The sequence below is a fragment of the Bradyrhizobium sp. 26S5 genome (genome assembly GCF_036923295.1).
GTDB lineage: Bacteria > Pseudomonadota > Alphaproteobacteria > Rhizobiales > Xanthobacteraceae > Bradyrhizobium > Bradyrhizobium septentrionale.
The window spans coordinates 6,816,515-6,843,414 of the sequence record NZ_CP145948.1 but is presented as its reverse complement, the minus strand read 5'-3'; the positions used below and the strand labels follow the sequence as shown (position 1 = coordinate 6,843,414).

Sequence of the window (26,900 nt, the reverse complement as noted above, 5' to 3'; positions counted from 1 at the left end):
CGCTCCTCCAGCGACAAGGGCTAAGCCGTTGCGCGGGGGTGACGGTGAGAGGTTTGCTTGCGAGCTGTTCACCTTCGCAAGGGCGGTTCCAATTGGACGGCTTGGGATGAAATCTGGCTTCTAGGCACTTTCTTGGAATCATTTACCAACAATTCGCGCCATCCCGCACCGCTTTGGAATCTTCCGCGCCACCCCCGGGGCTAACCTTGCGTCCTCTCCCGCCAGGACGCCGCCCATGCCGCTCGCCTCGCTCGTATCAGACACGCAACGCAGCTCCACGCCCGCAGAGACCGCGCTCACCCGCCGGGTCGATCTCACCACGCTTCGCCTGTTCGTCGCGGTCTGCGACGAGCAGAATCTCACCCGCGCCGCGCAGCGCGAGGGGATCGCGGCGTCGGCGGTGTCGAAGCGGATGAACGATTTCGAGCTGGCGTTCGGCGTCACGCTGTTCAAGCGGCTCGCCAAGGGCATGGCGCTGACGCCCGCCGGCGAGGCGCTGCTGCATCACGCCCGGGTCACGCTGCTCAATGTCGAGAAGATCGCGGTCGAGCTGTCGGAATATTCGCACGGCGTGCGCGGCCATGTCCGCATGCTCGCCAACCTTTCGGCGATCGTGCAGTATCTGCCCGAGGATCTCTCGGCCTTCTTCGGCGCGCATGAATTGCTCCGCGTCGACCTGCAGGAGCGGCCGAGCGGGCAGGTGGTGCGCGGCATCGAGGAGGGCGCGGCCGAGCTCGGCATCTGCTCGGCCGAGGCCGACAGCCGCGCGCTCGAAGCCTTCCACTACCGCTACGACAATCTGGTGGTCGTGATGCGGCCGGACCATCCGCTGGCCGGCCGTCAGAGTCTGCTGTTTACCGAGACGCTCGATTTCGACCATATCGGCCTGCACACCGCGAGCTCGATCTATCTGCGCTCGCAATATGCGGCGACGCAGGCGGGCAAGACGATGCGGCTGCGGATCAACGTGCCCGGCTTCGATGCGGTCTGCCGCATGGTGCAGGCCAATATGGGGCTTGGCCTGATCCCCGATCGCGCCTTCGAGGTGGTCGGCGCCGGTATGGGGCTTCGCGCGATTCCGCTGCGTGACGCCTGGGGCCGCCGCGAATTGAAGATCGTGATCCGCGACTCAGCGCATCTGTCGGCCACCAGCCGCCTGATGCTGGATCATCTGCGCGCCGTCGAGACAGACCAGAGCCGGCGGGTTGGCGGGCTGGCATTAAACGCGTAGTTCACGCCCAACACCGTTGAAGCCTGCCTGCCTTCGCGCAAGTTTTTCTCGCGTGTTGCGCGAATATTTCTGAATTGTCCGGCTCACATTCCAGGGATACGCTTTGCGTTGAAGTCAATCTCAATCAGCACAGGCAACATGGTGAGCGACACGAACATTCGGGCTGGCCGGTGCCATTGCGGCGCGGTGCGTTTCGAGGCAACGCTCAGCGACGGCCTCAATTCGATCCGCCGCTGCACTTGCTCCTACTGCCGGATGCGAGGCGCCGTCGTTGTCATGGCGGAGATGGGCGGGATCAAGCTCCTGCAGGGTGAAGACGCGCTGACAAGCTACCGCTTCCATACCGGATCGGCGCAGCACTTCTTCTGTTCTCGCTGTGGAATCTACACCCATCATCAGCGACGATCTGACCAGAGCCTGTATGCCGTGAACGTGGCTTGCCTGGACGGGGTCAGCCCGTTCGATTTCCCTGAAGTGCCCGTCATGGACGGCGTCAATCATACCAACGACACCGGCAGGCCGACGCGTCGGGCCGGCACGCTGCGCTTCATCCCGGCTGACTGACCGTCGCCGTCGGCCGACGACCGCGCGGCAATGCCGCCACCCGTCACTCCGCCGGAAGGCCGCGCAGAAACTCGAGCAGCGCTGCGTTGACCTCGGCCGGCCGCTCCTGTTGCAGCCAGTGGCCGGCGTCCTCCATCCGGACCAGGCGAAGGTCGGCGCAGTGCTGACGCATCAAGTCGACCATGTCGACGCCGGGGACCATGCGCAGGATCGGCTCGAGGCTCCCGGCCATGAAGGCGGTCGGCTGCGTGATCTGCTTGCCGTCGAAAACGGCCATGTCCTCGAAGTCGCGCTCGGAGTTGCGGTAGCGATTGAGCGGGCCGCGGAAGCCGCTGCTCTGAAACTGGCTGGCGAAATAGTCGAGATCGGCCGCGCTCAGCCAGGTCGGAAGCGGATCGGGATCGACCAGGCGATCGAGCAGGCCGCGCGCTGCCGGATTGTCGATCTTCGCGCCGGCTCTTTGCCCTTCGCCCGAGCTCCAATAATAGAGCTTGCGCAGGCTGGTCGGGACGTCGGCCTCCAGTTCGGCCTCGGCCACGCCGGGCTCCTGAAAATAGAGCTGGTAGAAGAAGCGGTCCTTGTAGATGTTGCGAAACAGCTGGACGCTCGGCATCGGTCCCCGGCCGAGGGCCGGTGCGCTCAGTCCTGCCACGGCGCGCACGCGCTCGGGATGAAACGAGGCCGTGCCGTAGGCAATCGGCGCGCCCCAGTCGTGGCCGACCACGACGGCGCGTTCCGCGCCGAGTGCCGCGATCAGGCCGTCGATGTCGGCTGCGATTGTCTTGAGCGCGTAGGCCTCGATCGGATGAGGCTTGTCGCTGCCGCCATAGCCGCGGACATCAGGCGCGGCAACGCGATAGCCGGCGGCTGCGAGCGCCGGGATCTGGTGCCGCCACGAATACCAGCTCTCCGGAAAGCCATGGATCAGGACCACAAGCGGGCCCGCGCCGGCCAACGCCACGCGAAGGCGGATGCCGTTGGTCTCGATGGTCTGCAAGTCCGGTGTGACGGCAGGCGGCATGGGCTGTTCCTGATCAAGGGCGAGGACCATTTTCGGTCCACCAAGGACAACGCGTGCCGACAGCTTAGCGCAATTTCGTGTCAGTAAAGCCGCATGGGGAGGGGGACGCCGGCCGGACCGGCCAGCAGGCCCCAGGTCTCGTCGGCCGCGACCTCGAACTCGCGGCTCTCGGCCACGCCGCTCGCGACCTTGAGCGTGACCTTGACCTTGCCGGGCGGCAGATCGACCTCCGGGCTATCAGGCGATTTCCGTCCGGTTTCGCGGGTGTGCTCCAGATCGCATCCAGCGCGAGCCGCCAAATTGATGGTCCGCGCGTTGACGGTGATGACGGCCGCTTCATTCATCGCCCGTTGGCTGTTTGCTGGAAAAGGATTGATCCAGATCAAGCCTGAGACGGCCCTGTTTGGAATTCTCCATGGCGTTGAATGACCACCTAGTTATTTGGCGCAATAATTTATCAATGGAGGGGAAAATGCCTGCAGTTGTTATGCAGTTCGTTTCACATCCAAAACCCGGTGGCGATCTTGCGACGGTCTTGCAGCTTGCAAAGGACGGGGCCGTACTCTGGAGGAAACACGGGGCCGACGTGAGCTATTGGTCGGTGATCGGTGGCGAGGTCGGGAACTACGCCTTTGTCGCTCGCTTCGACAGTATAGAGGCTTATGGGCGCACCTTGGCCTCACTTGGTGCCGATCCAGCTTTCGCAGAATTTCAAGCCAAGCGGCTGAAGGCCGGACAATCGGATTGGGTACGCTCCAGCCTTTCCATCCAGGTCGATATTTGACGGAGCGCCTTCTTCCTTGAGTGCGAGACCGCCTTCGGGTGGTCTCTTGCTGGCCATCGCGGTGGACGCGCGGAGACAAGGGGTCGCGCCACGGGGCTCGCGGCCTGCGCGGGATGCTGCATCCGGCTCAATATCCCAGTGTCGAATCTTCATGCGGCACGGGGCTTCCGGTCCACCATTCGCGCGCTAGGTAGTGATCGACGATTCATCGCAGCAGACAGGAGCGCAACGATGGCCGAGATCATTTCCGGCGTTCGAATCCCGGATAGCAGGATCGCACGCGAAGCCGCCGAGCTGGTGCGGCAGCACGAGACCGAGATGTTGTTCAATCACTCGGTCCGCGTGTTCATGTTCGGCGCGCTCAAGGGCATCAGGCAGAACCTGAAGTTCGATCCCGAGCTGCTCTATGTCGCGGCGCTGTTCCATGATTTGGGTCTTGCCGACGCTTTCCATACCGAGACCAAGCGGTTCGAGGTCGACGGCGCCGATGCGGCGCGCGAATTTCTCCGAAGCCATGGCATTCCCGAGCCGAAGGCGGATCTGGTGTGGGAGGCGATTGCCTTGCACACCACGCCCGGCATCCCGCAATACATGCGGCCGGAAATCGCGCTCACCAATGCCGGCGTTCTGGTCGACGCCGTCGGCGTCGGATACGACGACTACACGGCAGAGCAGCGCGACGGCGTCATCGCGGCGTTTCCCCGCGGTGATTTCAAGAACGAGTTCATCGCGGTCCAGACCTGCTCGGCGTTGAAGAAGCCGCATACTACGTTCGGCACGGTTAACTTCGATTTTGTCTGCGAGCACGATCCGACGATCCACAGGCCGAACGCCTGCACGCGGATTCGCAATACGCCGTGGCCGAGCTAGGTCGTCATTCAGTCCGGTGAGGCGTTGCGGATGACGATCAGTGGGCGCCGCTGGCGTCGAGACGATCGGGCTTCGTGAGCATGAGCGCCGCGATCAGCGCGACGATCTGCGAGACGCCAAGCAGATAGAAAGTATCGCTGAAGCCGAGAATAAAGGCTTGCTTCTGGATCACCTTGCCGATCGCGACATAGGCGTGGTGGACGGCGTCCACCCGGTCGACCACACCATGGCTGATGAAATACTGCGTCAGCTGATCGAGCCGGGTGCGGGTCGCCTGCTCGAGCATGGTGACGTGCTGCGAAAGCACGTTGGAGTGGTATTGCTCGCGCTTCGTCAGCAACGTCTGCAGCGCCGCGATACCGATTGCGCCGCCGAGGTTTCGCATCATGTTGAACAGGGCGGAGGCCGAGCCGGCGTTCTCCTGCTCGATGCCCGCGGTCGCAACCGCGGAAAGCGGCGCGAACACCAGTGCCTGACCAAAGGCGCGGATGACATTCGGCCAAAGCAGCTGGTCCGCCGCATAGTCGTTCGTGATATGGATGTTCATGAAGTTCGAACCCCCGAACAACACGAAGCCGATGCCGATCACCAGACGCGGGTCGAAGCGCTTCATCAAGCGAGGCACCAGCGGGATCAGCAGGAGCTGCGGCAGGCCGGTCCAGGCCAGCACCATGCCGATCTGCTCCGAATTGTAACCCTGGATACGGGACAGGTAGACCGGCAGGACATAGACCGAGCCATACAGTGAGACGCCAAGCAGGAAGTTCGCGAGAACGCCGAACCCGAAATTGCGGCGGAGCAGAATGCGCAGGTTGAGCAACGGCCGCTTCGCAGTCAGCTCGATCGCGAGGAACAGCGCCAGCGCGACCGCAGCAATGACGGCCAGCCGTACGATGAAGGGCGAACCGAACCAGTCGTCCTTGTTTCCCTCTTCCAGCACGGTCTGCAGCGCGGCGAGCCCGATCGCCATGGTGATGATGCCGGCCCAGTCGCCCTCGCGCAGCAGCGACAGCTTCATCGGCGCAGCCTCCAGCGAGACGTACAGCATGGCGATCATGACCGCGCCGGGGACGACGTTGACGTAGAAGATGTACTGCCAGCCGAAATTCTCGGTGAGATAACCCCCGATGGTCGGACCGATCGCAGGCGCGAAGGTTGCCGAGATCGCAAACATCGCGAGCCCGATCGGCTGCTTCGCCTTCGGCAACAGCGTGATGATGAGCGTGAACGCCATCGGGATCAGCACGCCGCCGGTGAAGCCCTGCACGGCGCGCAGCACGATCATCTGCGGCAGGTCATGTGCCAGCGCGCACGCCGCGGAGAACACCAGGAACAGGAATGCATTGGTCAGCAGATAGATGCGGACCGAGAACACCTGGGCGAGCCAGCCGGAGAGTGGAATCACGACAATCTCGGCGATCAGATAGGACGTCGAGATCCAGCCGCCGTCGTCGATGCCTGCACCGATTCCGCCCTGAATGTCGGCAAGCGAGGCATTGACGATCTGGATATTGAGCACCGCCATGAAGGCGCCCAGCGTCGCGCCCGTCACCGCGAGCCAGGTCTTTGCGGAGATAGCGGGAGGTGCGGCCGGCAGCGGACTCGCGCTGGCGGGAACGGCATCGCTGGTGGCTTGCAGTGTGGTCATGGTGGTCTCACCGCGTGCGAGGGATGATGCGTCAGTCGGCTGTCGAGCCGGCGTCGCGCGTTGCGAGCCGTTTCTTGTCGGAGAGACGCTCGGCGACAGCAGCCGATTTCGTATCGACGGTCGGCTCAGCCGACATGCCCGGCCGCAGGCGGCCGTTCAGACTCGCATCGTCGAGGACGATCTTGACCGGCACGCGCTGCACGATCTTGGTGAAGTTGCCGGTGGCATTTTCGGGCGGCAGCAGCGCGAATTCCAGGCCGCTCGCCGGCGACAGGCTGTCGACATGATCTTTCAGCCTGGTCGAATGGAAGCTGTCGACCCGCAGCTCGACCGGCTGGCCATTGCGCACATGGGTGAGCTGGGTCTCCTTGAAATTCGCGACCACATAGACCGCGTCGAGCGGCACGACCGCCATCAGCTGGGTTCCGGCCTGCACATACTGGCCGACGCGGAGCGTTCGTGCGCCCACCGTACCGCCGACCGGTGCCGTGATCTCGGTATAGGAGAGGTTCAGGGCAGCCTGCTGTTCGACGGCCCGGGCGTGGCCGAGTTGCGCGACGGCTTGCGCGCGCTGGGTCGCGAGGACCTCGATCTTCTTGTTGGCCGCGATCAATCCGGCCTTGCCTTGCTGCAGCTGCGCAGTCTGTGCGCGCAACGCCGCGTCGGTCTGCTGGGCGCGCTGGATCGTGCCGGCACCGGTCTTCATCAGCTCGTCGTAGCGGGCGCGTTCCTGCTGCGCGAATTTCAGGCTGGCATCGATCGCATCGACTTCGGCCGCCTGTTGCTGAATCAGCGGCTCCTGCAATTCGATCTGCACGTTGAGGTTCTTGACGACGGCGTCGGAGGCGGCGACATCCGCCTGGGCCTGTTGCAGCGCGGCCCTGAAGTCGCGATCGTCGATCCGCGCCAGCGTTTGGCCGGCCTTGACCGGCTCGTTGTCGGATACGAGCACCTCGGCGATGTAGCCCGAAACCTTGGGTGCGATGATCGTGGAGTCGGCCTTGACATAGGCATCGTCGGTCGTTTCCAGGTAGCGGCCGGTGGTGATGTAGTAGTAGCCGAAATCGGCAGTGCCGGCGACGCCGAGCGCTGCGGCGAGTGCGAATGCTGCGCGCCGGATGGCATGGCGCGACGGAGACGGGTGGATGCCGGCTTTCTGCTCGGCGGCGTAGGGAAGGGTCGACATGCTGTCCTCCGAAAGTTGTGGCGCAAGAGTTCAAACGGGTGAGTGGCGCAGGCCGTGCGGCCGGATGCACGCGTCATCGTCGCGTCTCGGAGAGACCCGCGCGATCGCCAACGGTGCGAAGCTGTGAGAGGAATCTATCCGGCGCTTACGGCGCGCCGCATGTCGGCGCCAATGCCATGGGCATGGCGCGTCCACACCCCGCGTGACAGCGCCCGGCAGCCGGTGGCTGGGTGAGCCGCAGAGCGATCGGCTGCGCCAGTCTCAGCGGCCAGCCATTGTCGGATGATGGCGTATCGTCTGTTGTCATGATGGACGCCGTGGTCAGCGAGTGAACTTCCACCTGTTCGCCCGTGGCTGAGGTGAAACGGACGCCCAGTGAGAGACCGTAGACGAGGGCGGTCGCAAGGGCTCGCCGTGGCGGAACGATTGCAGGAAGGGCGGCGACGCATGTCTTCCAGTTCATCGCTAGTCTCCATCCGTTGCGGGTCTTGGGTACCGTGATGATCTATCGGATCGACATTGCGGCTGCTCCAGAGCGATTGCCGTACTTGCAGATCAATTGCGGCTAACGCGCGCGTCGCCGCCAATCGCGCGGCGCTTCGCCGGTCAGTTTCTTGAACGCGGCGGCAAAGGCGGTCTGCGAGGCATAGCCGAGCTCCGCCGCCACCGAGACGATTGGCTCATCGGTGTTTTGCAACATGTTCATCGCTTGCTCGAGCCGGTGCTGGCGCAGCCAGGCATGGGGTGACAGCCCGGTGCTCTCCCTGAAGGCGCGACAGAAGTGGAAGCGCGACAGGCCGGCCTCCGAAGCGAGCGCGGCCAGGGACACGTCAGCGTCGCTGTCCGAACGCAGGCGCTCGATCGCGCGAAGCAGCGCCTTCGGCGCCAGTCCTCCCCTGATTGGCTGGATCGTGGTCGGCGAACTGGCGTGCGCTAGCAGGAGACGCGTGGCCAGCAGTTCGGTCAGTTGCTGCCTGAACAACGTATCCAGCGCGTCGTTGCTCTCCACGATCTCCGATGCGCTGAGTAGCAATCGAGACGTGATGGCATCGGGATGCCCCGTGCGCTCCAGGATGTCCTTCGGCGCGGCCGCGTCGGCTTCGTCAGCAACGCGTGTGAGCATGGCGTGCGGAAGATAGAGCTGAACCACGTCAACAGGTTTTGGAATATCCCATCGCGAGCTCGATCCTTCCGGAATGATGATCACGACGCCGGGCCGGAACTTTCCTGTCGCAACCGATTGTCCCGACCGCCGCTCCACGTGCTGTACCGTGCCGTTGTAGGCCATGATGACGTGATGGGTCATCGGCTCGACGACGTCGTGCAATGGATCATGTTTCCAGTGCGCGATCCCGGCACCCGAGGAGTCCAGAGCCATGTGAAACGGCGTGGTCCCGAGCACGCGCGCCATCTCGGCATCCGCGGTACGGTGCTCGTTGCTCGGCACGTCGGTTTGACGCGCCTCGGGTGCTGCCTGCGAATGCTCTGGCGCATCGTGCTGGATCGGTTTGCTCATCGGCTTGTACTCGTATTGCGAGGCCATGCGCGCGCCGCCGGCCCGACGTCCCGGGCTGGCGTGACGTCGTTGCTTCGGGTGTTCGGTATTGTTGCCGGTCAATGCTGCGAGCTTTGGCTGCGCGTTTTAGGCCCGGAGAACTACGGGTTCTTTCCCAAAACGGCCGCGCCTTGCCTGATCCTGCTGCAAGCGTCGTGTGACGGGTGGGCCCGCGGGCGTTAGGTCAGCATCGTTGATCGATGTCATCAGCGCGATCGCATGCCGTGCGTTGAAATCACTACGGAAATCGTCCCTGTCACGAGACGGTCACAATGGCCGCGCGATACGCCACAGACCTAGACCACAGCGCGTCGATCCCGGATAATGCAGGCGACCGCGCAGGCGAACCAGAGCCGCCTGGCCCAGCTCCTCACGATGAGATCGACCCACATGACCCAGGCAGGCACCTTCGGGCAGAGGGTAGGGCGTTACCTGCATTTGAAGGATGCGCCGAGCGCGGTGATCACGCGCTCAATGCGCGGCATCGATCTCGCTGCCGCCGAAACGCAGAATGATAATCCCGTGCCGGGTCTGTCCGGGTCGATGGCAGACGAGGCCTATATCGTCAGCTTGAAACTCCATGACTATCCGGACTGCGAACTCTGGAAGCACGGCAAGTGTGTCACCAAGGCGGATGTCAGGGCGGGCACGACGTGGCTGTACGATCTCAGGCAGGATCCGCGCTATGTCATCGACAAGCCGTTCCGTTCCATCCAGTTTTATCTGCCGCGTTCGGCGCTCGATCGTATCGCTGAAGAGGCCGGCGCGCCGCGCGTCGAGGACCTCGCCTGTCAATTCGGCACCGGCCATGACGACCAGGTGATGCGTCATATCGGCGCTGCGCTGCTGCAGGGGCTGCGCCGGCCGGACGAGCCGAACCAGCTTTTCATCGATCACATGATGCTTGCGTTCGGCGCGCACATCGCACAGGCCTATGGCGGACTGCAGCGCGTCACCAATTCGGTCCGCGGCGGTCTCGCGCCCTGGCAGCTGAAACGCGCCTGTGAAAGGCTCGACTCCGATCTGGGCGGAGAGCTTTCGCTGCAACAAATCGCGGCTGAATTCGGCCTCTCGGTCGGGCATTTTTCACGGGCCTTTCGCAGCTCCACCGGCCTGCCGCCGCATCAGTGGCTGCTTCGTCAGCGGGTGAAGGCCGCAAAGCAGCTGATGACGGTGCGCGAGTTGCCGCTGGCCGAGATCGCGATATCGGCCGGCTTTGCCAACCAAAGCCACTTTACGCGGGTGTTTACGGCCGCGGTCGGGATCAGCCCGGGCGTGTGGCGCCGCGAAAAGCTCGGCGTGTCCGGAGGGGATGCGTGATTTCCGGGCAGCGCGGCGGCTCGTCCGATCAGCGGCGAGTCTTCAATGAGATGGCGCAGGCGACAATGCGAGTGAGAGCAGCCTGGCCCAACTCCTGACGATGGGACGGCCCACATGACGCAGAGGGGTTTCTACGGTCAGAACGTCAGGCGGTTCTTGCATCTCGAGCATGAACCACCCTCGTTGATCACGCGTTCACTGCGCAATACCGAGATCGCCGTCACTGAAACCCGGGATGATGCCCCGGTGCGGAGCCTTTCCGGCGGGATGGTCCTTGAGGATTCCTATGTTGTCAGCCTGAAGCTTAACGATTACCCGAGCTGCGAGCTCTGGGCACGCAGCAAGTGCGTCACCAAGGCCGATATCCGAGCGGGCGCAACATATTTGTACGACATGAAGATCGATCCGCGATTCGTCATCGACAAGCCGTTCCATTCCCTCCATTTCTATCTTCCGCGCTCGGCGCTCGACGGCATCACGGAGCAGTCCCGCGCACCGCGCGTTGGCGATCTTCCCTGTCAGTTCGGCGTCGGCCATGACGACCCGATCATCCGTCATATCGGTGGGGCGCTCCTGCCAGCGCTGCGTCGGCCGACTGAGACCAATCGGCTCTTCATCGACTACTCGCTGTTCGCATTTACAGTTCATGTCGCGCAGACCTATGGCGGAATGCAGCGCAGAGCCGAGCCGGCTCGCGGTGGCCTCGCGCCGTGGCAGACGAAACGCGCCTGCGAAAGACTGGATTCCGACCTCGGTGGAAAGCTTCCATTGCAACAAATCGCGGCCGAGTTTGACCTCTCGGTCAGCCATTTTTCGCGCGCATTTCGAATCTCCACCGGCCTGCCGCCGCACCGGTGGCTGCTCCGCCAGCGTGTCGAGGTGGCCCAACAACTGATGACGGTGCGCGAGCTGCCCCTGGCCGAGATTGCGATATCGGCCGGCTTTGCCAACCAAAGCCACTTTACGCGGGTGTTTACGGCCGTGGTCGGGATCAGCCCGGGCGTGTGGCGTCGCGAAAAGCTCGGCGTGGCCGGAGGGGATGCGTAATTCCGGACAATGTGCAGCGGCCCGTCTGATCAGCGACGCATCTTCAGTGAGATGGCGTAGGCTGTGGCGCGCGCTGCAAAGATCTCGTCATGCGGGTGACCGATACCCTCGGCGAGATTTGCCGGATCGAAGATGGAGCCATCGCAGGTTTCGTTTGGCTCGATGCCGGTGATCACGATCGTCCCCAGTCGCACGGCTTCGCGATGATCCTCATCGGGCCATCGGACAGTCAGGTCCATGGTGGGGTCGCCGGGGCGGTCGAGCAATGCGAGCACGCTGAAGCGAATGTTGCCCGTAGCAACCCGCTGTTCGAGCTCGTCGTGCAGGAAGTCGGCAGACCTCGCCTTGGCTTCCGGTCCCGTCAGCGTCACGTCCCCGCCGACCGGCGCGATCTTGAATTTGATGAACCGTGTCTCGTCCATCGTATTGGTGGCGGGAAAGGCGTGCACACCCCAATAGGTCGTGCCGGCAAAACTCCCAGGCGGCCGCGTGGCGATGTAGTTCACTTGATGCAGCGTTTCCGGATTGGCGGCAGAGAATGCTCTGACCTTCTCCATATCCGGCTTTCCATCGGGGCCCGGGATGCGCGCCTCCAGGAACGCCAGCATCTGCGCGAGCGTCCGTGCATAATGAACGGGAGAGTTTTGCGCGACGATATCCGTGCGATGGCCGATGTCGCCGAGCCTGAAGCTGAAGCCGCGCGGAACGAGACTTTCGGTATCCGCCACATCGGGATTGCCGCCGCCCACGGAGAAGCGCGCCAGCACGCGGGATGGTCTCGTGAAGCTCAGCGATTTCGTGATTTCCTCCGCCTGATGGGACGGTATGTAGGTGCCGTGGACGCATTGGCCTTTGGCAAAGCTCGCGCGTGCCTTTGGCGGATCGCCGGCCACAGCTTTCAGTGCGTCAACAATCGAGGCGGGCGTAATAGCGCCCCTCGGGGATTCGGACATAGCGACCTTTGTTCGAAGCTCGGTAATCGTGAATATCTACCGTGCCATGCGTGCCGCTGCCCCCGAGCAATTGACCTGATTGCAGAGCGATTGCTGCGAATGCCTGAATCTTGCTCCGAGGTGTGTTGCCGGTTCGACACGACGGGCAACTCAACCTGTCAAGCCCGCCCGCTGAAAATATTTCGCTTTATCCGAAAATAGACTCAGTGCTATAAATCCGCCGTCTCACCCGATCGAGGGGCGCTGCGCATCGTCACGGGTGTTGCGGTGAGATGCGGTGGACGCCGATTGCGCGACTGACGAGTGTGCATGAGGCGGACGGTGAAGTCGTGTGGTCCTGACGCCCCAGTGGCCGGTGTCCCCTTGTAAGACGTAATCGCGTCTTGCGAAGGCGGTGACAAAAAAGCCAAGTCTCGCCGGGGAGAGCACGAAGTAAGCCGTAAAACCATCGCGCAGGGAAAGCCGGACTGCTCCGGTTACGCCTGTGGTCCTACCCCCGAGCTTTCTACCCGTTGCTCGGGGCCCATGGGTGCGATCGGCACCCGGCTTTCCCTGCGCCCTCTGATCGAGGAGAGGGCGAGACGAGATGCAAAGCTCGGACAAATCATGTCGCGAGAATGCGGAGCTGTGTCCCACCCTCATCTGTCATCGCCCGGCTTGACCGGGCGATCCAGTACGCCGCGGCCTCTCGATTCAAGCACGGATGCCTCTGGAATACTGGATCACCCGCATGCGCGGGTGATGACACCGAATACATGGTCTTCGTTGCTCGCAAAAACAGTGGTGGAATTCTGGGTCGCGCAACGGCCTTTCTTGCTCCCCGCTTTCGCAGGGACGACAGCGCAGCATTCGCGCCCGGCGAACTCGCCATTGCCAAACCTCGCATTGACCGTATCGCGATCGCCGGGCACAGCGTGCGGGCGGTGTCATTGAACGGTCGCAAGAGCCGAAGGGGATACCGCCGCATCGGATTTTGCAGTGCAGCAACGGCGCATTTAGCCCCTGCTAAAGGGGCAATGGCAATCGCCGCGGCTTCTCTGTAATGGTGCGACCGGATGTCTCGGGGCCGGTAAACGTGCTCCGCAATTACGCGGGAGGAAACATGCGTAAACTCATATTGGCTGCGGCTTCGATCGCGGCCTTGACCTTTGTCGGGCCGGCGTCGGCGCAGTCGCCTGTTGTCATCAAGTTCAGCCACGTGGTGGCCTCGGATACGCCGAAGGGCAAGGCGGCCGACAAGTTCAAGGAACTTGCCGAGAAGTACACCGGCGGCAAGGTGAAGGTCGAGGTCTATCCGAACTCGACGCTTTACAAGGACAAGGAAGAGCTCGAGGCGCTGCAACTCGGCGCCGTGCAGATGCTGGCGCCGTCGAACTCGAAGTTCGGCCCGATCGGCATCAAGGAATTCGAAGTCTTCGATCTGCCCTACATCCTCCCCGACCTGAAATCGCTGCGCAAGGTGACCGACGGCCCGCTCGGCGCCCAGCTGCTGAAGAAGCTGGATTCCAAGGGCATGACCGGTCTGGCTTATTGGGACAACGGCTTCAAGCAGATGAGCGCGAACAAGAAGCTGGTCGCGCCCGCCGACTACAAGGGGCTCAAGTTCCGCATCCAGTCGTCGAAGGTGCTGGAAGCCCAGTTCCGCTCGCTCGGCGCGATCCCGCAGGTGATGGCGTTCTCGGACGTCTACCAGGCGCTGCAGACCGGCGTGGTCGACGGCCAGGAGAACACCTGGTCGAACATCTACACCCAGAAAATGCATGAGGTGCAGAAGTACGCCACCGTCACCAATCACGGCTATATCGGCTACATTGTGGTCGTGAACAAGAAGTTCTGGGACGGCCTGCCGGCCGATGTCCGCGACCAGCTCTCCAAGGCGATGAAGGAAGCGACCGAGTTCGGCAACGGCCAGTCGGCCAAGGAGAACGAGGACGCGCTCGCCGAGATCAAGAAGGCCGGCAAGACCGAGATCATCGCGCTGACGCCGGAGCAGGACGAGGCGATGCGCAAGGCCATGATGCCGGTCTACAAGGATGTGGCGTCGCGCGTCGGCCAGCCGCTGATCGACGAATTCCTCAAGGAAACGGGCCGCGGCCCGATGAACTGAGGCGGATCGCCTAATAGCCGCCAAGAAGGCGGTGCGCTCCCTCTCCCGCTTGCGGGGGGAGGGCTGGGGTGGGGGTATCGCCGCGAGTCATTCTGGTGGAGAGAGCCCCGACCCGTATCGCATCTTCGATGCGACGTAGCCGAAGCTTTGCTTCGGCGTTCTTCAAAGACGGCCGCCGAAGGCGGCCTACGCTCCCCCGCAAGCGGGAGAGGTGAAGGGAGTTTGCGGATCGGTCTCTCGACCGAGAACCGTCAGGTAATCGAATAAACGCCGCGGCCGTGCGAGGCCGCGGCCTGGGTGCCGTGGCCGGTCGCCGCATCAGGCCATGACAGGGGAGATCAATGCTGCTGAAAATTCTGGACCGGCTCGAGGAAATCATCATCGCGAGCCTGATGGGCGCCGCGACGCTCTTGACCTTCGTCACGGTCGTGCACCGCTTTCTGGTCGACGTGCCGGTGCTCTATCCGTACCTGTTCGGCATCAATCTCGCCTGGTCGCAGGAACTCTGCATCTACATGTTCATCTGGATGGCGAAGTTCGGCGCGGCCTATGGCGTGCGCGCCGGCGTCCATGTCGGCGTCGACGTCCTGATCAACCGCCTCAATGATTTCTGGCGCAAGCGCACCATCATGTTCGGCCTGCTCGGCGGCGCGCTGTTCACCGGGATCGTCGGCACCATGGGCGCCAAGTTCGTGTTCGAACTGATGCATACCGACCAGGTCTCGCCCGATCTCGAGATCCCGAGCTGGATCGTCTACGCCTGCATCCCGCTCGGCTCCTATCTGATGTGCTTCCGCTTCCTGCAGGTGTGCTGGAACTATTGGTGGACCAACGAGCTGCCGCACCATGACGCCTCCCATGTCGACGGCGTCGAGACCAGCAAGAATGCGCCGATCGCGCTTGGAGAAGCGTGATGAGCGCCGCCCTTATTTTCGGACTGTTGTTTGCCCTGATGCTGACGGGCATGCCGATCTCGATTTCGCTCGGCCTGACCGTGCTGACCTTCCTGTTCACGATGACCGAGGTGCCGATCGAGAGCGTCGGCCTGAAGCTGTTTTCTGGCCTCGACAATTTCGGCATCATGGCGATCCCGTTCTTCATCCTGGCCGGCACCTTCCTGACCCGCGGCGGCGTCGCGCGGCGCATGATCGCGTTCACGACCTCGCTGGTCGGCCATCTGCCGGGAGGCCTCGGGCTTGCCGGCGTCGCGGCATGCGCGATGTTCGCGGCGATCTCGGGCTCGAGCGTCGCCACCGTGGTCGCGATCGGCTCGATCATGATGCCGGCGATGGTCGATCACGGCTATCCGAAGCGGTTCGGCGTCGGCGTGATCTCGACCTCGGGAGCGCTCGGCATCCTGGTGCCGCCCTCGATCATCCTGGTGCTGTACGGCGTGTCGACCAACACCTCGATCGGTGCGCTGTTCATGGCCGGCATCGTGCCGGGCGTGGTGCTCGCATTGATGCTGGCCGCGGTGACGTTCTTCGTCGCGCAGCGCAACGGCTATCCGAAGATGCCGAAGGCGACGATCGGCCAGCAGTTCACGGCGTTCCGTGAGAGCATCTGGGGCCTCTCGCTGATCGCGATCGTGCTCGGCGGCATCTATGGCGGCGTCTTCACGCCGACCGAGGCGGCTGCTGTCGCCGCGACCTATGCCTTCTTCATCACCGTGTTCGTCTACAAGGAGCTGAAGCTCTCCGAGGTGCCGAAGGTGCTGCTGCAGGCGGCGAGCATGAGCTCGATGCTGCTCTACATCATCACCAACGCGGTGCTGTTCTCGTTCCTGATGACGCATGAGCAGATCCCGCAGGAGATGGCGGCCTGGATCATCGACAAGAACTTCTCGGTCTGGATGTTCCTGCTGGTCGTCAACGTCATCCTGCTGCTCGCCGGCAATGTGATGGATCCGTCGTCGATCCTCCTGATCATGGCGCCGATCCTGTTTCCGCTGGCGACCAAGCTCGGCGTGCATCCGGTGCACCTGGGCATCCTGATGATCGTCAACACCGAGGTCGGGCTGTGCCATCCGCCGGTCGGGCTCAACCTCTACATCGCGAGCAGTATCGCCAAGATGGGCATCAGCGAGATCACGATCTCGGTGCTGCCGTGGCTGTGCGCGATGCTGGTATTCCTCGGCCTGATCACCTACGTGCCGGAGATCTCGCTGTGGCTGCCGCGGCTGTTGGGAATGATCTAGCGACAACAAGAAATCCAAAGCGCGACCTCGCGCTCTGGATGTTTCTGGCGGGCAAAGAAGGGGATTACATCTTGGTAAGAGAGGTCTCTCTGTCCAATCCGTAAGTTGAAGGCGTGGGCAGGGCGCATCATCTTCGAGCAACCTTCAAAGGAGGTTCGTATGAAGAAAGTTCTGCTCGCCGGCGTCGCGGCGCTCACGATTGCCGGTTCGACCGTGGTCTATGCCCAGCATCGTCCCTGGTTCCACGGCCATATGCGGATGAGCCCCGAGGATCGGGCCGCCTTCCTCGACGCGCGGATCGCCGCCGTCCACGCCGGGCTGAAGCTGACGGCGGATCAGGAGAAGCTGTGGCCGCCGGTCGAAGCCGCGGTGCGCGACTTCGCCAAGGCGCGGCTCGATCGCGCCAATGCGCGGATGGCCGCGGAGAAGGCCGACGCGGACAAGCCCGGGAACAAGGCCGAGAAGCCAGACGATCCGGTCGCCCGTCTGCGCGAGCGCGCCGACAACATGGCGGCGACCGCGACGTCGCTGAAGAAGATCGCCGACGCCGCCGACCCGCTCTACAAGACGCTCGACGACAACCAGAAGCGGCGGCTGACGATGCTTACCCACATGGAGGGGCGCGGCTTCGGCGCCGAGGGCTGGCGCCGCCACCGCCTCGAGCGCGGCATGGACCGCTGGGAACGCGGCGGCCGCGACCACCATTTCGACCGTGACGACGGTCCGGATCAGGGGCGCTCCGGCCGGCTCTGAGAGCCGTTCACCGGGCTCTTCACCAAGCTACTGAAAGGCCGCCGGAATCCGGCGGCCTTTCGGCTGTGAGGAGGGCTGGTAAAAGTCGGGAAAAGTTGCGCCCATTTGCTGGACATCGGGGAATCGCTTTGCTAAACGACCGCTCTCTTGCGAGGGTCATTTCCGGACAAGTTCCGGGCGCATAGCTCAGTTGGTAGAGCAGCTGACTCTTAATCAGCGGGTCCCAGGTTCGAGCCCTGGTGCGCCCACCAATCAAGCCTTAGCGAGAGAAACCGTTTGAGAAGCTGAATTCTCAAACGGTTTTTTAGTTCGGATTACTGATTCAACCGGCGAGCGCCTCCCTCGCCCGGGCGCGTGGCTTGTCGCGTTGCTGGCGATTGCGACGGTGCGGAATCGTTGGCCGCCCGGATGAAATGTTGCCAAATGAGTAATGATGCCGCGGAGGGAGTGCCCGACGGCATGAAGGTCGATGAGACCGGCAGCGCTCACTGCGCGGGTCCTCGCAGCCTCTGGATACTTTCACCCGAGGGTTGAGACGAGGCGTGACACACGCCAGGGAGCGACTTGCGAATTTGACCTTCGGGCGCTGTGGGTGACGGGGCCGTCTTTGCTTTAGCACTCACTCAAGGAGCCACCCGCCAAAGCAGGCGCTGGAGGCAAGAGAGGCTATCCGATCGCAGCTAGTCTGGCCGGCACTTTCACGGATTTGCGCAATATATCGACGAACGCCTCGGCGGCGGGGGAGAGGGATCGGCCGTCTCGGGTGATCACCGCGACAGAACGCATGATTTGGGGGTTCTCGAGAGGCCGGACGGCAATGGAAGAATCAATCAGCACGCCAACGCATTGGGGCAGGATCGCTATGCCCAAGCCGACCCGAACCAGGGCGAGCGCCGTCCCCGCATAGGCGACCTCATATGCCGGTGATAAGGAGAACCCGGCTTGGGAAAAGCCATCTTCGGCTAAATCGCGGAAGATGCTGTCGCGGTTAAGCGAGATCACCGGCAGGCCGGCGAGATCACCCCAGTTGAGTTGCGCCAATTCGCCGATCGGATGGTCGCGCGGAAAGACCGCCACCAGCGGTTCCTGAAACAGGGGCTTCCATTGCAGTCCGGGCTCCCACTCGCGGAAACTGCCGATGCCGAGATCAGCTCCACCGCTTCGGACTTGCATCAGGACCTGCTCAGGCAAGGAATCTTTCAGGTGCACCGAGATGGTCGGAAAGCGCGTCTTGAACTCGGCGATCACTTCGACGAGGAAGGTAGTGGCGAGGATGTAGGGAGCGGCAATCACGACCTTGCCGCGTTGCTTTGCCCCTAGCTCCGCTACGTTGGCAAGCGCAGTGTCAAGATCGTCCAGCAGCCGTTCGGCGCCGCTCATCAGCTCCAGTCCGGCAGCGGTGAGCTCGACCTTCCGGGTGGAGCGCTCGATCAGCTGGACCTGCAAATTGTCCTCGAGCTGACGGATGAGCAGACTTAGAGCAGATTGCGTCAGGTGCAGGCGCTCCGCCGCTTTCGTGAAGCTCTTCAGCTGAGTCACGAAGACGAAGGCGCGCAGCTGGCGCACGGTCACATTCATTGGAAAAGCTCATAGATCCAGCAAATAAACTCGTTTGCATTATAGGTTCGCTCTGCGCCACACACAACGCCGACGCCTTCGGGAAGATCAGGCCGCCGGTTCTCAATTTTCCCGTTGCATAAACAGAACGAAGCAGTCGGGGAGAGTGACGTGGTTGCGCAGGCAAGGGAAGCTGAGTGCATTCCGGAACACGCGGTGCAAGTGGAGGATGCAGCCTTCGCCAAGGTAGCCTGGAGGCTGCTTCCGATACTTGTCGTCTCATTCACCTTGAATTTCCTCGACCGCACCAACGTCGGTGTGGCGGCACTGACGATGAACGAGGACGTCGGACTGAGCGCCTCACAATTCGGCCTCGGCTCCGGCCTGTTCTTCCTCGGCTACTGTCTGTTTGATGTTCCGAGCAACTTGCTGCTGTATCGTTTCGGCGCGCGGATCTGGCTCTCTCGCATCATGGTGACGTGGGGCATTGCGTCCGCCGCGACCATCTTCGTCACCGGGCCATACAGCTTCTATCTTGTTCGATTTCTGCTTGGTATTGCAGAGGCAGGATTTTTCCCTGGGGTGGCGTTCTATCTCTCCGCCTGGTTTCCCAAGGCCAGCCGCGCCAAGATCCTGACCTGGTTCTTGGTCGCCATTCCTGCCTCATCGCTGATCGGCAGCCCGCTGTCGGGCCTGCTCCTGGAAATGGACGGCGTCGCTGGACTGGCAGGCTGGAAGTGGCTGCTCATCATCGAGGCCTTGCCGACCATCCTGGTCGGCCTGCTTCTTCTGAAGGTGCTGGCGGACGGACCGGAGAAAGCCAAGTGGCTGACCGGGGTGGAACGTTTGGCGATCCTGAGGCGCTTGGACAACGAGCGATCCGAGCAGGCACATCATTCTCTTCACAAGCTGCTGCCGGCTCTCATGGATACCAGGGTGCTTTTGCTTGCTGGCGTATTCCTGGCTCTTTCGACCGGCTCGTTCGGTGTGCAGATCTGGCTGCCCCTGATCATCAAGCATGAGCAGCAGCATTTCTCCAACCTGACAATCGGCCTCATCAGCGCGATTCCGTTCCTGTTCGCTACTGTCGCGATGGTGATCTGGTCCGCCGTCGGCAGTCGCCGCGGCAGCGCGGCGGGCAATGTCATCATCACCTCCGTGCTGGCTTCCATCGGGTTCGCGGGCGCACTGATTCCGGGTTCCTTCCTCGTTTCCATGGCCGGAATCACGATCGCGCTGGTCGGGATGAACGCCTCCCGCGGCTTCTTCTGGGCGATCCCGTCGCAGTTCCTGACCGGCGTCGCAGCTGCCGGCGGCATAGCCTTCATCAATATGATTGGCGTTGCGGGCGGCTTCATTGGTCCCTGGTTGATGGGATCGCTGAAAGATCTCACCGGGTCCTTCGAGGTTGGCCTGGCAGGATTGGGTGGCTCTCTGCTGATCGCCGCGCTCTTGGTCGTTCTGCTGAAACCGCGGCTGCAGAACGAGTAGCCGAGGGCACCCATCGGTTTCTTGTCCACCTCTGTCGCATGTTTCATCACGTGCGGGCCTCATCATCACGACGCTCGTGTCAAGGTCTTCGATATCGCGGAGACGCGCGGCGCGCTGACCACGTCGATCAGCGCAGCCGAGCGCTATCGCAAGGGCTCGTTGATGAGTTTACCCAATCATTCAATCGGAATTACTCGTTTGCATCAAGGTTCGCGGACGCCTCTAATGAGCACAAGGACGCAGCAGCCAACACGAGGAAACGACATGGACCGGCGCCAGTGCTTTGCGGCGATGCTGCTTGCAGCGGCTGCTGCCATCGCGCCCGCAGCCTGGGCGCAAGACAGCTACCCCTCGCGCCTGGTCAAGGTGGTCGTCGGCTTTCCAGCCGGAAGTGCCACCGATGTTGCAGCTCGTGCCGTCGCGGAAGCGCTGGCCCGTCGGCTGGGCCAGCCCTTCATCATCGACAACCGGCCCGGCGCCGCGAGCAACATCGCGGCCAAGGCGGTTGCGACGTCTGCCCCCGACGGCTACACGTTGTTCGTGGGAACGGTCGCGAACTCCATCAATGCGGCATTCCCCAACGCCGGTTTCCCCGACCCGGCCAAGGATTTTGTCGCGGTCACCATGATCGGCAGCATGCCGAACGTGCTGGTGGTGAACCCCTCGCTCGGCGTTGCATCGGTCGACCAGCTGGTTCGTGCAGCGAAGGCGAAGCCGGGTCAGATCACGTTCGCTTCCTCGGGCCACGGCACGTCGCCCCATTTGTCGGGTGAACTCTTCTCCTCCATGGCCGGCATCAAGATGCTGCACGTGCCGTACCGCGGCAGCACCCCGGCCGTGACGGACCTGCTGGGCGGTCAGGTGCAGATCATGTTCTCGCCAGTCTCGAGCGTGTTGCCGCATGTTCGCGCCGGCACATTGAAAGCGCTGCGGCGACTGGCGTGAAGCGAACCGCGCTCGCACCCGATCTGCCGACGCTGCAGGAACTCGGCTTCAAGGATTTCGAAAGCTCGGTGTGGTTCGGTTTCCTCCTGCCCGTGGGCACGCCGCCTCACGTGGTGGCAAAGGTCCAGGCCGCTACCCATGCCGTGCTCGGCCAGCCGGATGTCCAGGACCTGTTCGGCGCCCAGGGTATCGAGGTCATCAAGTCCACGCCCGACGAGTTCGCTCAATACATCCGCAGCGAAACGATCAAATGGCGCAACGTCATCCAGACCGCTGGCATCACCCGCGAATAACCGTTCAACGAAGGAGATTGCACATGGCCAAGCTGCTAGCCGCGGAGTGCCGCGAGTTCATCCAGGCTGTCACCGAAAAGGCAGCCGAAATGGGCGTTCCGATCTCGGTCGCGATCGTCGGGCCCGAGGGGCACCTGATCGCGCTTGAGCGCATGGACGATGCCGGCTTCATCACGCCTGACACGGCGCGCGCCAAGGCGTTCACCGTCGCCGCTTTCCGGTCGATGAGCCCGCGCTTCCCGGATGGGCTGGTCATCCAGCAGTGGTTCAAGGAACGCAACCCGCAGATGCTGATGAACGCTGCGGTATTCACCAATGGCCAGATCGTCGCCTCCGGCGGCTGTGCGCCGATCTTCAGGGGTGCCGAGATGGTCGGCGCCTACGGCATCAGCGGCGCCACCAGCGACCAGGACGAGGAGATCGGCCGGCACGCGCGCGCGCGAGTGGGCTGGGCGCACCAGCCGGAGCACGACACGACTCCCGACAGTGTCAAGCAGCATGTCAACGAGATCTACGCCAAGGTGGGTCTCGGCGACCGTTCCCTCTGACGATCACGAACGATAACGCCATGTCCACATCTTCCATCGATATCGCCTGCGCCGCGCGCTCTCTGCGCCGCGCTGCTCGCATGGGCAATGCCATCGCCCCGCTGCGCGAGACATTCCCACAGATGACGGCGGCCGAGGCCTATGCGATCCAGCGCCTGAACACTGAGCATCGTGTGAGTGAGCAGGGCGCACGCATCGTCGGCTGCAAGATCGGACTGACGGCGAAGGCGGTGCAGGCGCAACTCGGCGTCGATCAGCCCGACTTCGGCATGCTGTTCGACGACATGGGGTTCGGCGACGCCGAACCGATTTCGATGCGCGGACTGCTGCAGCCAAAGGTCGAGGCGGAGGTCGCCTTCGTCCTCGGACGCGACCTGGACATGGATAATCCCGGACACGTAGATGTCATCCAGGCAATCGATCACCTGCTGCCCGCACTGGAGATTGTCGGCAGCCGCATCGCAAACTGGAACATCCGCTTCGTCGACACCGTGGCAGACAACGCCTCGTCCAGCGCCTACGTGCTTGGAGGCATGCCGAAGAGGTTGTCTGATGTCGACCTCAGGCTGTGCGGCATGGTGATGAATCGGCGCGGCGAGCCCGTCTCCGTCGGTGCCGGTGCGGCGTGCCTCGGCAACCCGCTCAATGCAGTGGTCTGGCTTGCCCGGACGATGGCTGCTCTGGGGCAGCCGCTCCGCGCCGGTCACCTGGTGCTTTCCGGCGCGCTCGGACCCATGGTCGCCGTCAACCCAGGCGACATCTTCGATGCTCACATCAATGGTTTGGGCAGTGTCAAGGCTGTGTTTGAGGCCGACCAAGCGGGAAGACAACTCACATGATCCAAGTGGACGAATTGGCCGAGCGGCTGGACAGTGCGGCGCGCGCCTCTCGTGAGGTCACGCAGATCGACCCCGAGGGAAAGATGCCGCTGGAAGATGCTTACGCGATCCAGCGTGCGTCCATCCAACGCCGCATCTCCCGCGGCGCGCGACGCGCCGGCGTGAAGATGGGATTCACGAGCCGCGCCAAGATGGTCCAGATGGGCATCGGCGACGTCATCTGGGGCCGTCTTACCGACGACATGCTGATCGAGGAAGGCATGGCAACTTCGTTCGCGCGCTTCGTGCATCCGCGCGCAGAACCCGAAATCGCGTTCGTGCTGAAGAAGCCGTTATCGGGCCATGTCACCGCCGCCGAAGCGCTTGCCAGCGTGGAGGCGGTCGCGCCTGCGCTCGAAGTCATCGACTCCCGCTATCAGGATTTCAAATTCACGCTGCCCGACGTGATCGCCGACAACGCGTCATCCAGCGGATTTGTGGTCGGGCCGTGGTGCAACCCGCGCGATGACTTCAGCAATCTCGGCCTCACCATGAGCATTGACGGCCGCGTCGTCCAGGTGGGATCGACAGCGGCGATCCTTGGTCATCCGCTCCGCTCGCTGGTTGCCGCTGCGCGCCTGTCGGAAGCTGCCGGCGAGCCGCTACAGGCAGGCTGGGTGGTGATGGCCGGCGGTGCTACTCCGGCGGAGTGGCTGAAGCCGGGCCAGTATATCTCGATCGAGATGGAAAGGCTGGGCGTCGCCGGCTTCCATATGCAGGCGTGATCGACGCCCTTCATAAGCTCACAAGCCATGGACATGAGCAGCGCATGAATCACAAAGTCAAAGCCGCGATCATCGGATCCGGCAACATCGGCACCGATCTCATGATCAAGCTGATGCGGCACGCCAAGCACCTCGAAATGGGCGCGATGATAGGTGTCGATCCCAAGTCGGACGGCCTCGCGCGGGCCAAGCGGCTCAACGTTCCGACCACCGCCGACGGCATCGACGGACTGCTCAAGCTGAATGCGTTCGAGGAGATCGATGTCGCCTTCGACGCCACTTCGGCGGGCGCTCACCGGCATCACAATGAGGTGCTGCAGCGTCTGGGCGCCCAGGTGATCGACCTCACCCCCGCGGCTGTCGGTCCCTACGTGATTCCGGCGATCAATCTGGAGGCCGAGAACGCCTCCAACATGAACATGGTGACCTGCGGCGGACAGGCCACGATCCCGATCGTCGCTGCCGTGTCTCGCGTTGCAAAAGTTCACTATGCGGAGATTGTAGCGTCCATCTCGAGCAAGTCGGCCGGGCCGGGCACGCGAGCCAACATCGATGAGTTCACTGAAACAACGCGCGCAGCGATTGAAAAACTCGGCGGGGCCGAACGCGGCAAAGCCGTCATCGTGCTGAACCCCGCCGAACCGCCGCTCATGATGCGCAACACGGTGTTCGTGCTGTCCGAACTTGCGGAGCAGGCCGCGATCGAGGCAAGCATCGCTGGGATGGTCGCGCGCGTGCAGGCCTATGTGCCAGGTTACCGTCTCAAGCAGCAGGTGCAGTTCGATATCATTCCACCGGCTGCGCCGCTCAACGTGCCGAAGCTTGGGCCGCGGCATGGGTTGAAGACGTCCGTATTCCTCGAGGTCGAGGGCGCAGCACACTACCTGCCTTCCTACGCCGGCAACCTGGACATCATGACCTCGGCGGCCCTGGCCTGCGGCGACATGATGGCGCGCCGGCGTATCGAGGCAGGCATCGCGCGCGGGTTAAAGCAAACGGCGTGAGTTCCGGCGAACCATAGGGGAGTGTTGGCATGAGCAAGAAGCTCTACATCTCGGACGTGACGCTGCGCGACGGCAGCCATGCGATCGGCCATCAGTATAGCATCGCCCAGGTGAGGGCGATCTCCGCGGCGCTGGATGCAGCCGGTGTCGACAGCATTGAGGTAGCGCACGGCGAAGGCCTCGAAGGGGCCAGCTTCAACTATGGATTCGGGGCGCACACCGACGTCGAGTGGATCTCTGCCGTCGCCGAAACGGTCGCGCAGGCAAAGGTCGCCACACTGCTGCTGCCAGGCATCGGCACCACGCATGATTTGCGCCACGCCTATGATGCCGGCGCACGCGTCGTGCGCGTAGCTACGCATTGCACCGAGGCGGATGTTTCGCGCCAGCATCTGGAGTATGCGCGCGAGTTGGGCATGGATCCGGTCGGGTTCCTGATGATGAGTCACATGACGACGGCTCGGAAGCTCGCGGAGCAGGCCAAGCTGATGGAAAGCTACGGCGCGACTTGCGTCTACGTCGTCGACTCCGGCGGAGCACTCAGCACGAACGACGTGCGGGATCGCTTCCGGGCTTTCAAGGAGGTGCTGAAACCTGAGACGCAGACGGGCATTCATGCCCATCACAACCTCGGCCTGGGCGTCGCCAACTCGATCGCTGCCGTGGAGGAAGGGGCCGACCGCGTCGACGCCAGCCTGGCCGGGATGGGCGCCGGTGCGGGCAACGCTCCGCTGGAAGTCTTCATCGCCGCAGCCGACCGCATGGGCTGGAATCACGGCACGGAACTGTATGCCCTGATGGATGCGGCGGACGACCTTGTGCGGCCCCTGCAGGATCGGCCGGTGCGCGTTGACCGTGAGACGCTGTCGCTCGGTTACGCCGGCGTATACTCGAGTTTCCTGCGTCACGCGGAGACCGCGGCACGCAAGTACGGACTGAAGACGGTCGATATCCTGGTCGAGCTGGGCAAACGCAAGATGGTCGGGGGCCAAGAGGACATGATCGTCGACGTCGCACTGGATCTGCTGAAGTCCGTCCAGCATGAACGCCCTGCATGAGAGCCAGCGATGAGCAAAGTGGCCTGAACGTCCCAATCTGACGATCAAACACATTGGAGGCCTCCATGCACCTGCTGTCGCGCGCGCTATTCGGAATTGGGATCCTGGTTGCCGGCTGTGCCACAGCCGACAGGGCGCTGGCGGCATCTCTTGGCGGGCCGCTTAATCTGGCGGACGAAGGAATGTTCTTCGTCAATGGAACGAACGTGCTCTCTTCGCATCCGGGCGCCTCCCCGGCGGGGCCGTCGAAGCTTGGCACGGTGACGGTCGACCAGATGTATGTGCACTATCGGATCCCGGCCCAGCTTGTCAGTCCGACGCCGATTGTGCTCGTGCACGGCGGCGGACTGACCGGCATGAGCTATGAGACCACGCCGGATGGCCGCGAGGGCTGGGCGACCTACCTGGCGCGCAGAGGCCACGCGGTTTACGTCGTGGATACACCCGGGCGTGGTCGCTCGGGGTTCAACGCAACCGCGATCAACCAGGCAAAGGCCGAGTCCAGCGTGGCTCCATTGCCAGGCAACGTCCTCATGGTAACGAGTGAGCTTGCGTGGCCGCTCTTTCGTTTCGGGCCGGCATACGGCACGGCGTATCCGGACACTCAGTTCCCGGTTGAGGCGTTCGGCGCCTTCGGGTCGCAAGCTGTGCCGTTCGGAGAGGCGACGCTCGAGGGCGGTGCGATGGCAACTGCGCCCCGAGCACTTGCGGCGCTGCTCGACAAGATCGGTCCAGCCGTGGTTGTCGTTCATTCGCTCGCTGGCCCATTCGCAGATGCGCTTGTTGAGATGCGACCTCGTCTGATCAAGGCCATCGTCAACATTGAAGGCGCGCAGGCCATCGTCCCGACGGAGGCGCAGATCGAAGCTTACCGGGGCATCCCGGTGCTCGAACTGTTCGGCGATCACGTCGACTCTCCCGTCTTCACCGGTCGCCCTCGCTACGAAGGCCGAAAGGCTGTCGTGGAACGCATCAACGAGCAGCAGGAGGGCAGGGCTACCCTCATTCGACTTCCCGATGTGGGGATCAAGGGCAATTCCCACATGATGATGCAGGACAGAAATAACCTCCAGGTAGCGGATTTCGTGCTCGGGTGGATCGCGAGCAACGTCAAGTGATGACACTTCCGGAAGAGGTTACGCTCCCTACGGTCGGTGGGTGTGCG

The 26,900-nt window shown here is 63.0% G+C and carries 25 protein-coding genes, 1 tRNA gene and 1 pseudogene; 20 read left to right on the top strand and 7 right to left on the bottom strand.

Annotation, left to right across the window (positions count from 1 at the left end):
* Positions 1 to 235: 235 nt before the first annotated feature.
* Together V5279_RS32310 and V5279_RS32305 are read left to right on the top strand one after the other, a co-directional pair.
* On the top strand, positions 236 to 1,231 hold the full coding sequence (locus V5279_RS32310) for a LysR substrate-binding domain-containing protein (RefSeq protein ID WP_338691171.1): 996 nt from the start codon (positions 236 to 238) through the stop codon (positions 1,229 to 1,231).
* 138 nt (positions 1,232 to 1,369) lie between these two features.
* Positions 1,370 to 1,795 carry a GFA family protein gene (locus tag V5279_RS32305; protein WP_338701503.1) on the top strand — a complete coding sequence of 142 codons (426 nt, stop codon included), beginning with the start codon at positions 1,370 to 1,372 and terminating at the stop codon, positions 1,793 to 1,795.
* A 43-nt stretch (positions 1,796 to 1,838) separates the two neighbouring features.
* Here V5279_RS32305 and V5279_RS32300 read toward each other — a convergent pair whose 3' ends face one another.
* Together V5279_RS32300 and V5279_RS32295 are read right to left on the bottom strand one after the other, a co-directional pair.
* Positions 1,839 to 2,816: an alpha/beta hydrolase gene (locus V5279_RS32300; RefSeq protein ID WP_338691170.1), complete on the bottom strand. Its 978-nt coding sequence runs from the start codon at positions 2,814 to 2,816 to the stop codon at positions 1,839 to 1,841.
* A gap of 80 nt (positions 2,817 to 2,896) precedes the next feature.
* A complete protein-coding gene (locus V5279_RS32295) occupies positions 2,897 to 3,202 on the bottom strand; it encodes a hypothetical protein (protein ID WP_338691169.1) in 306 nt (101 codons plus the stop codon).
* A gap of 29 nt (positions 3,203 to 3,231) precedes the next feature.
* Here V5279_RS32295 and V5279_RS32290 point away from each other — a divergent pair, with 29 nt between their 5' ends.
* Both V5279_RS32290 and V5279_RS32285 read left to right on the top strand, forming a co-directional pair.
* Positions 3,232 to 3,600: a hypothetical protein gene (locus V5279_RS32290; RefSeq protein ID WP_338691168.1), complete on the top strand. Its 369-nt coding sequence runs from the start codon at positions 3,232 to 3,234 to the stop codon at positions 3,598 to 3,600.
* Between the two features lie 231 nt (positions 3,601 to 3,831).
* On the top strand, positions 3,832 to 4,470 hold the full coding sequence (locus tag V5279_RS32285; RefSeq protein WP_338691167.1) for an HD domain-containing protein: 639 nt from the start codon (positions 3,832 to 3,834) through the stop codon (positions 4,468 to 4,470).
* A 37-nt stretch (positions 4,471 to 4,507) separates the two neighbouring features.
* On the opposite strand, the gene V5279_RS32280 is transcribed toward V5279_RS32285, so the two are convergent.
* From V5279_RS32280 to V5279_RS32270, 3 genes are all read right to left on the bottom strand, one after another.
* Positions 4,508 to 6,118 carry an MDR family MFS transporter gene (locus V5279_RS32280; RefSeq protein WP_338691166.1) on the bottom strand — a complete coding sequence of 537 codons (1,611 nt, stop codon included), beginning with the start codon at positions 6,116 to 6,118 and terminating at the stop codon, positions 4,508 to 4,510.
* A 31-nt stretch (positions 6,119 to 6,149) separates the two neighbouring features.
* Positions 6,150 to 7,304 (bottom strand): HlyD family secretion protein, encoded by a 1,155-nt coding sequence (locus V5279_RS32275; RefSeq protein WP_338691165.1) that lies wholly within the window; start codon positions 7,302 to 7,304, stop codon positions 6,150 to 6,152.
* 565 nt (positions 7,305 to 7,869) lie between these two features.
* The gene (locus tag V5279_RS32270) at positions 7,870 to 8,820 is read right to left on the bottom strand and encodes an AraC family transcriptional regulator (RefSeq protein ID WP_338701501.1); all 951 of its coding nucleotides are present in this window, start codon (positions 8,818 to 8,820) and stop codon (positions 7,870 to 7,872) included.
* A 429-nt stretch (positions 8,821 to 9,249) separates the two neighbouring features.
* Between V5279_RS32270 and V5279_RS32265 the strand changes: the two genes are divergently transcribed.
* Together V5279_RS32265 and V5279_RS32260 are read left to right on the top strand one after the other, a co-directional pair.
* Entirely contained in the window at positions 9,250 to 10,179 is a 930-nt protein-coding gene (locus V5279_RS32265; RefSeq protein WP_338701499.1) for an AraC family transcriptional regulator, read from the top strand.
* A 114-nt stretch (positions 10,180 to 10,293) separates the two neighbouring features.
* Positions 10,294 to 11,226 (top strand): AraC family transcriptional regulator, encoded by a 933-nt coding sequence (locus V5279_RS32260; protein WP_338691164.1) that lies wholly within the window; start codon positions 10,294 to 10,296, stop codon positions 11,224 to 11,226.
* Between the two features lie 29 nt (positions 11,227 to 11,255).
* Here the strand turns inward: V5279_RS32260 and V5279_RS32255 are convergent, their stop codons facing one another.
* Entirely contained in the window at positions 11,256 to 12,179 is a 924-nt protein-coding gene (locus tag V5279_RS32255) for a catalase family peroxidase (protein ID WP_338691163.1), read from the bottom strand.
* A gap of 755 nt (positions 12,180 to 12,934) precedes the next feature.
* Between V5279_RS32255 and V5279_RS32250 the strand changes: the two genes are divergently transcribed.
* The 6 genes from V5279_RS32250 to V5279_RS32225 all read left to right on the top strand — a co-directional run bounded on the left by V5279_RS32250 (position 12,935) and on the right by V5279_RS32225 (position 17,487).
* Complete coding sequence (locus V5279_RS32250) at positions 12,935 to 13,222, top strand: hypothetical protein (RefSeq protein WP_338691162.1); 288 nt, start codon at positions 12,935 to 12,937, stop codon at positions 13,220 to 13,222.
* Between the two features lie 59 nt (positions 13,223 to 13,281).
* Positions 13,282 to 14,286, top strand: coding sequence for a TRAP transporter substrate-binding protein (locus V5279_RS32245; RefSeq protein ID WP_338691161.1), 1,005 nt, complete (start codon positions 13,282 to 13,284; stop codon positions 14,284 to 14,286).
* A 341-nt stretch (positions 14,287 to 14,627) separates the two neighbouring features.
* The gene (locus V5279_RS32240; RefSeq protein ID WP_338691160.1) at positions 14,628 to 15,200 is read left to right on the top strand and encodes a TRAP transporter small permease; all 573 of its coding nucleotides are present in this window, start codon (positions 14,628 to 14,630) and stop codon (positions 15,198 to 15,200) included.
* Positions 15,200 to 16,483: a TRAP transporter large permease gene (locus tag V5279_RS32235; protein WP_166305192.1), complete on the top strand. Its 1,284-nt coding sequence runs from the start codon at positions 15,200 to 15,202 to the stop codon at positions 16,481 to 16,483. Before V5279_RS32240 ends, V5279_RS32235 begins: the two co-directional genes overlap by 1 nt.
* A 159-nt stretch (positions 16,484 to 16,642) precedes the next feature.
* Positions 16,643 to 17,236, top strand: coding sequence for a Spy/CpxP family protein refolding chaperone (locus tag V5279_RS32230; RefSeq protein WP_338691159.1), 594 nt, complete (start codon positions 16,643 to 16,645; stop codon positions 17,234 to 17,236).
* Between the two features lie 175 nt (positions 17,237 to 17,411).
* Positions 17,412 to 17,487 (top strand) — tRNA-Lys (locus V5279_RS32225).
* 415 nt (positions 17,488 to 17,902) lie between these two features.
* Here the strand turns inward: V5279_RS32225 and V5279_RS32220 are convergent.
* Positions 17,903 to 18,814 (bottom strand): LysR family transcriptional regulator, encoded by a 912-nt coding sequence (locus V5279_RS32220; RefSeq protein ID WP_338691158.1) that lies wholly within the window; start codon positions 18,812 to 18,814, stop codon positions 17,903 to 17,905.
* Positions 18,815 to 18,964: 150 nt separating this feature from the next.
* Here V5279_RS32220 and V5279_RS32215 point away from each other — a divergent pair, with 150 nt between their 5' ends.
* The 8 genes and pseudogenes from V5279_RS32215 (at position 18,965) to V5279_RS32175 (ending at position 26,853) form a co-directional block, all read left to right on the top strand.
* Positions 18,965 to 20,284, top strand: coding sequence for an MFS transporter (locus tag V5279_RS32215; protein WP_338691157.1), 1,320 nt, complete (start codon positions 18,965 to 18,967; stop codon positions 20,282 to 20,284).
* A 162-nt stretch (positions 20,285 to 20,446) separates the two neighbouring features.
* Positions 20,447 to 21,522: pseudogene (locus V5279_RS47115) on the top strand (tripartite tricarboxylate transporter substrate binding protein).
* A gap of 23 nt (positions 21,523 to 21,545) precedes the next feature.
* Entirely contained in the window at positions 21,546 to 22,070 is a 525-nt protein-coding gene (locus V5279_RS32200; protein ID WP_338691154.1) for a heme-binding protein, read from the top strand.
* A gap of 20 nt (positions 22,071 to 22,090) precedes the next feature.
* Positions 22,091 to 22,909: a 2-keto-4-pentenoate hydratase gene (mhpD, locus tag V5279_RS32195; protein ID WP_166305207.1), complete on the top strand. Its 819-nt coding sequence runs from the start codon at positions 22,091 to 22,093 to the stop codon at positions 22,907 to 22,909.
* Positions 22,906 to 23,673, top strand: a complete 768-nt coding sequence (locus tag V5279_RS32190) for a 2-keto-4-pentenoate hydratase (protein WP_338691153.1) — start codon at positions 22,906 to 22,908, stop codon at positions 23,671 to 23,673. Before mhpD ends, V5279_RS32190 begins: the two co-directional genes overlap by 4 nt.
* A 44-nt stretch (positions 23,674 to 23,717) precedes the next feature.
* Positions 23,718 to 24,677: an acetaldehyde dehydrogenase (acetylating) gene (locus tag V5279_RS32185; RefSeq protein ID WP_338701497.1), complete on the top strand. Its 960-nt coding sequence runs from the start codon at positions 23,718 to 23,720 to the stop codon at positions 24,675 to 24,677.
* A gap of 29 nt (positions 24,678 to 24,706) precedes the next feature.
* On the top strand, positions 24,707 to 25,735 hold the full coding sequence (dmpG, locus tag V5279_RS32180; RefSeq protein WP_338691152.1) for a 4-hydroxy-2-oxovalerate aldolase: 1,029 nt from the start codon (positions 24,707 to 24,709) through the stop codon (positions 25,733 to 25,735).
* 65 nt (positions 25,736 to 25,800) lie between these two features.
* Entirely contained in the window at positions 25,801 to 26,853 is a 1,053-nt protein-coding gene (locus tag V5279_RS32175) for an alpha/beta fold hydrolase (protein ID WP_338691151.1), read from the top strand.
* The last annotated feature ends 47 nt before the right edge of the window (positions 26,854 to 26,900 follow it).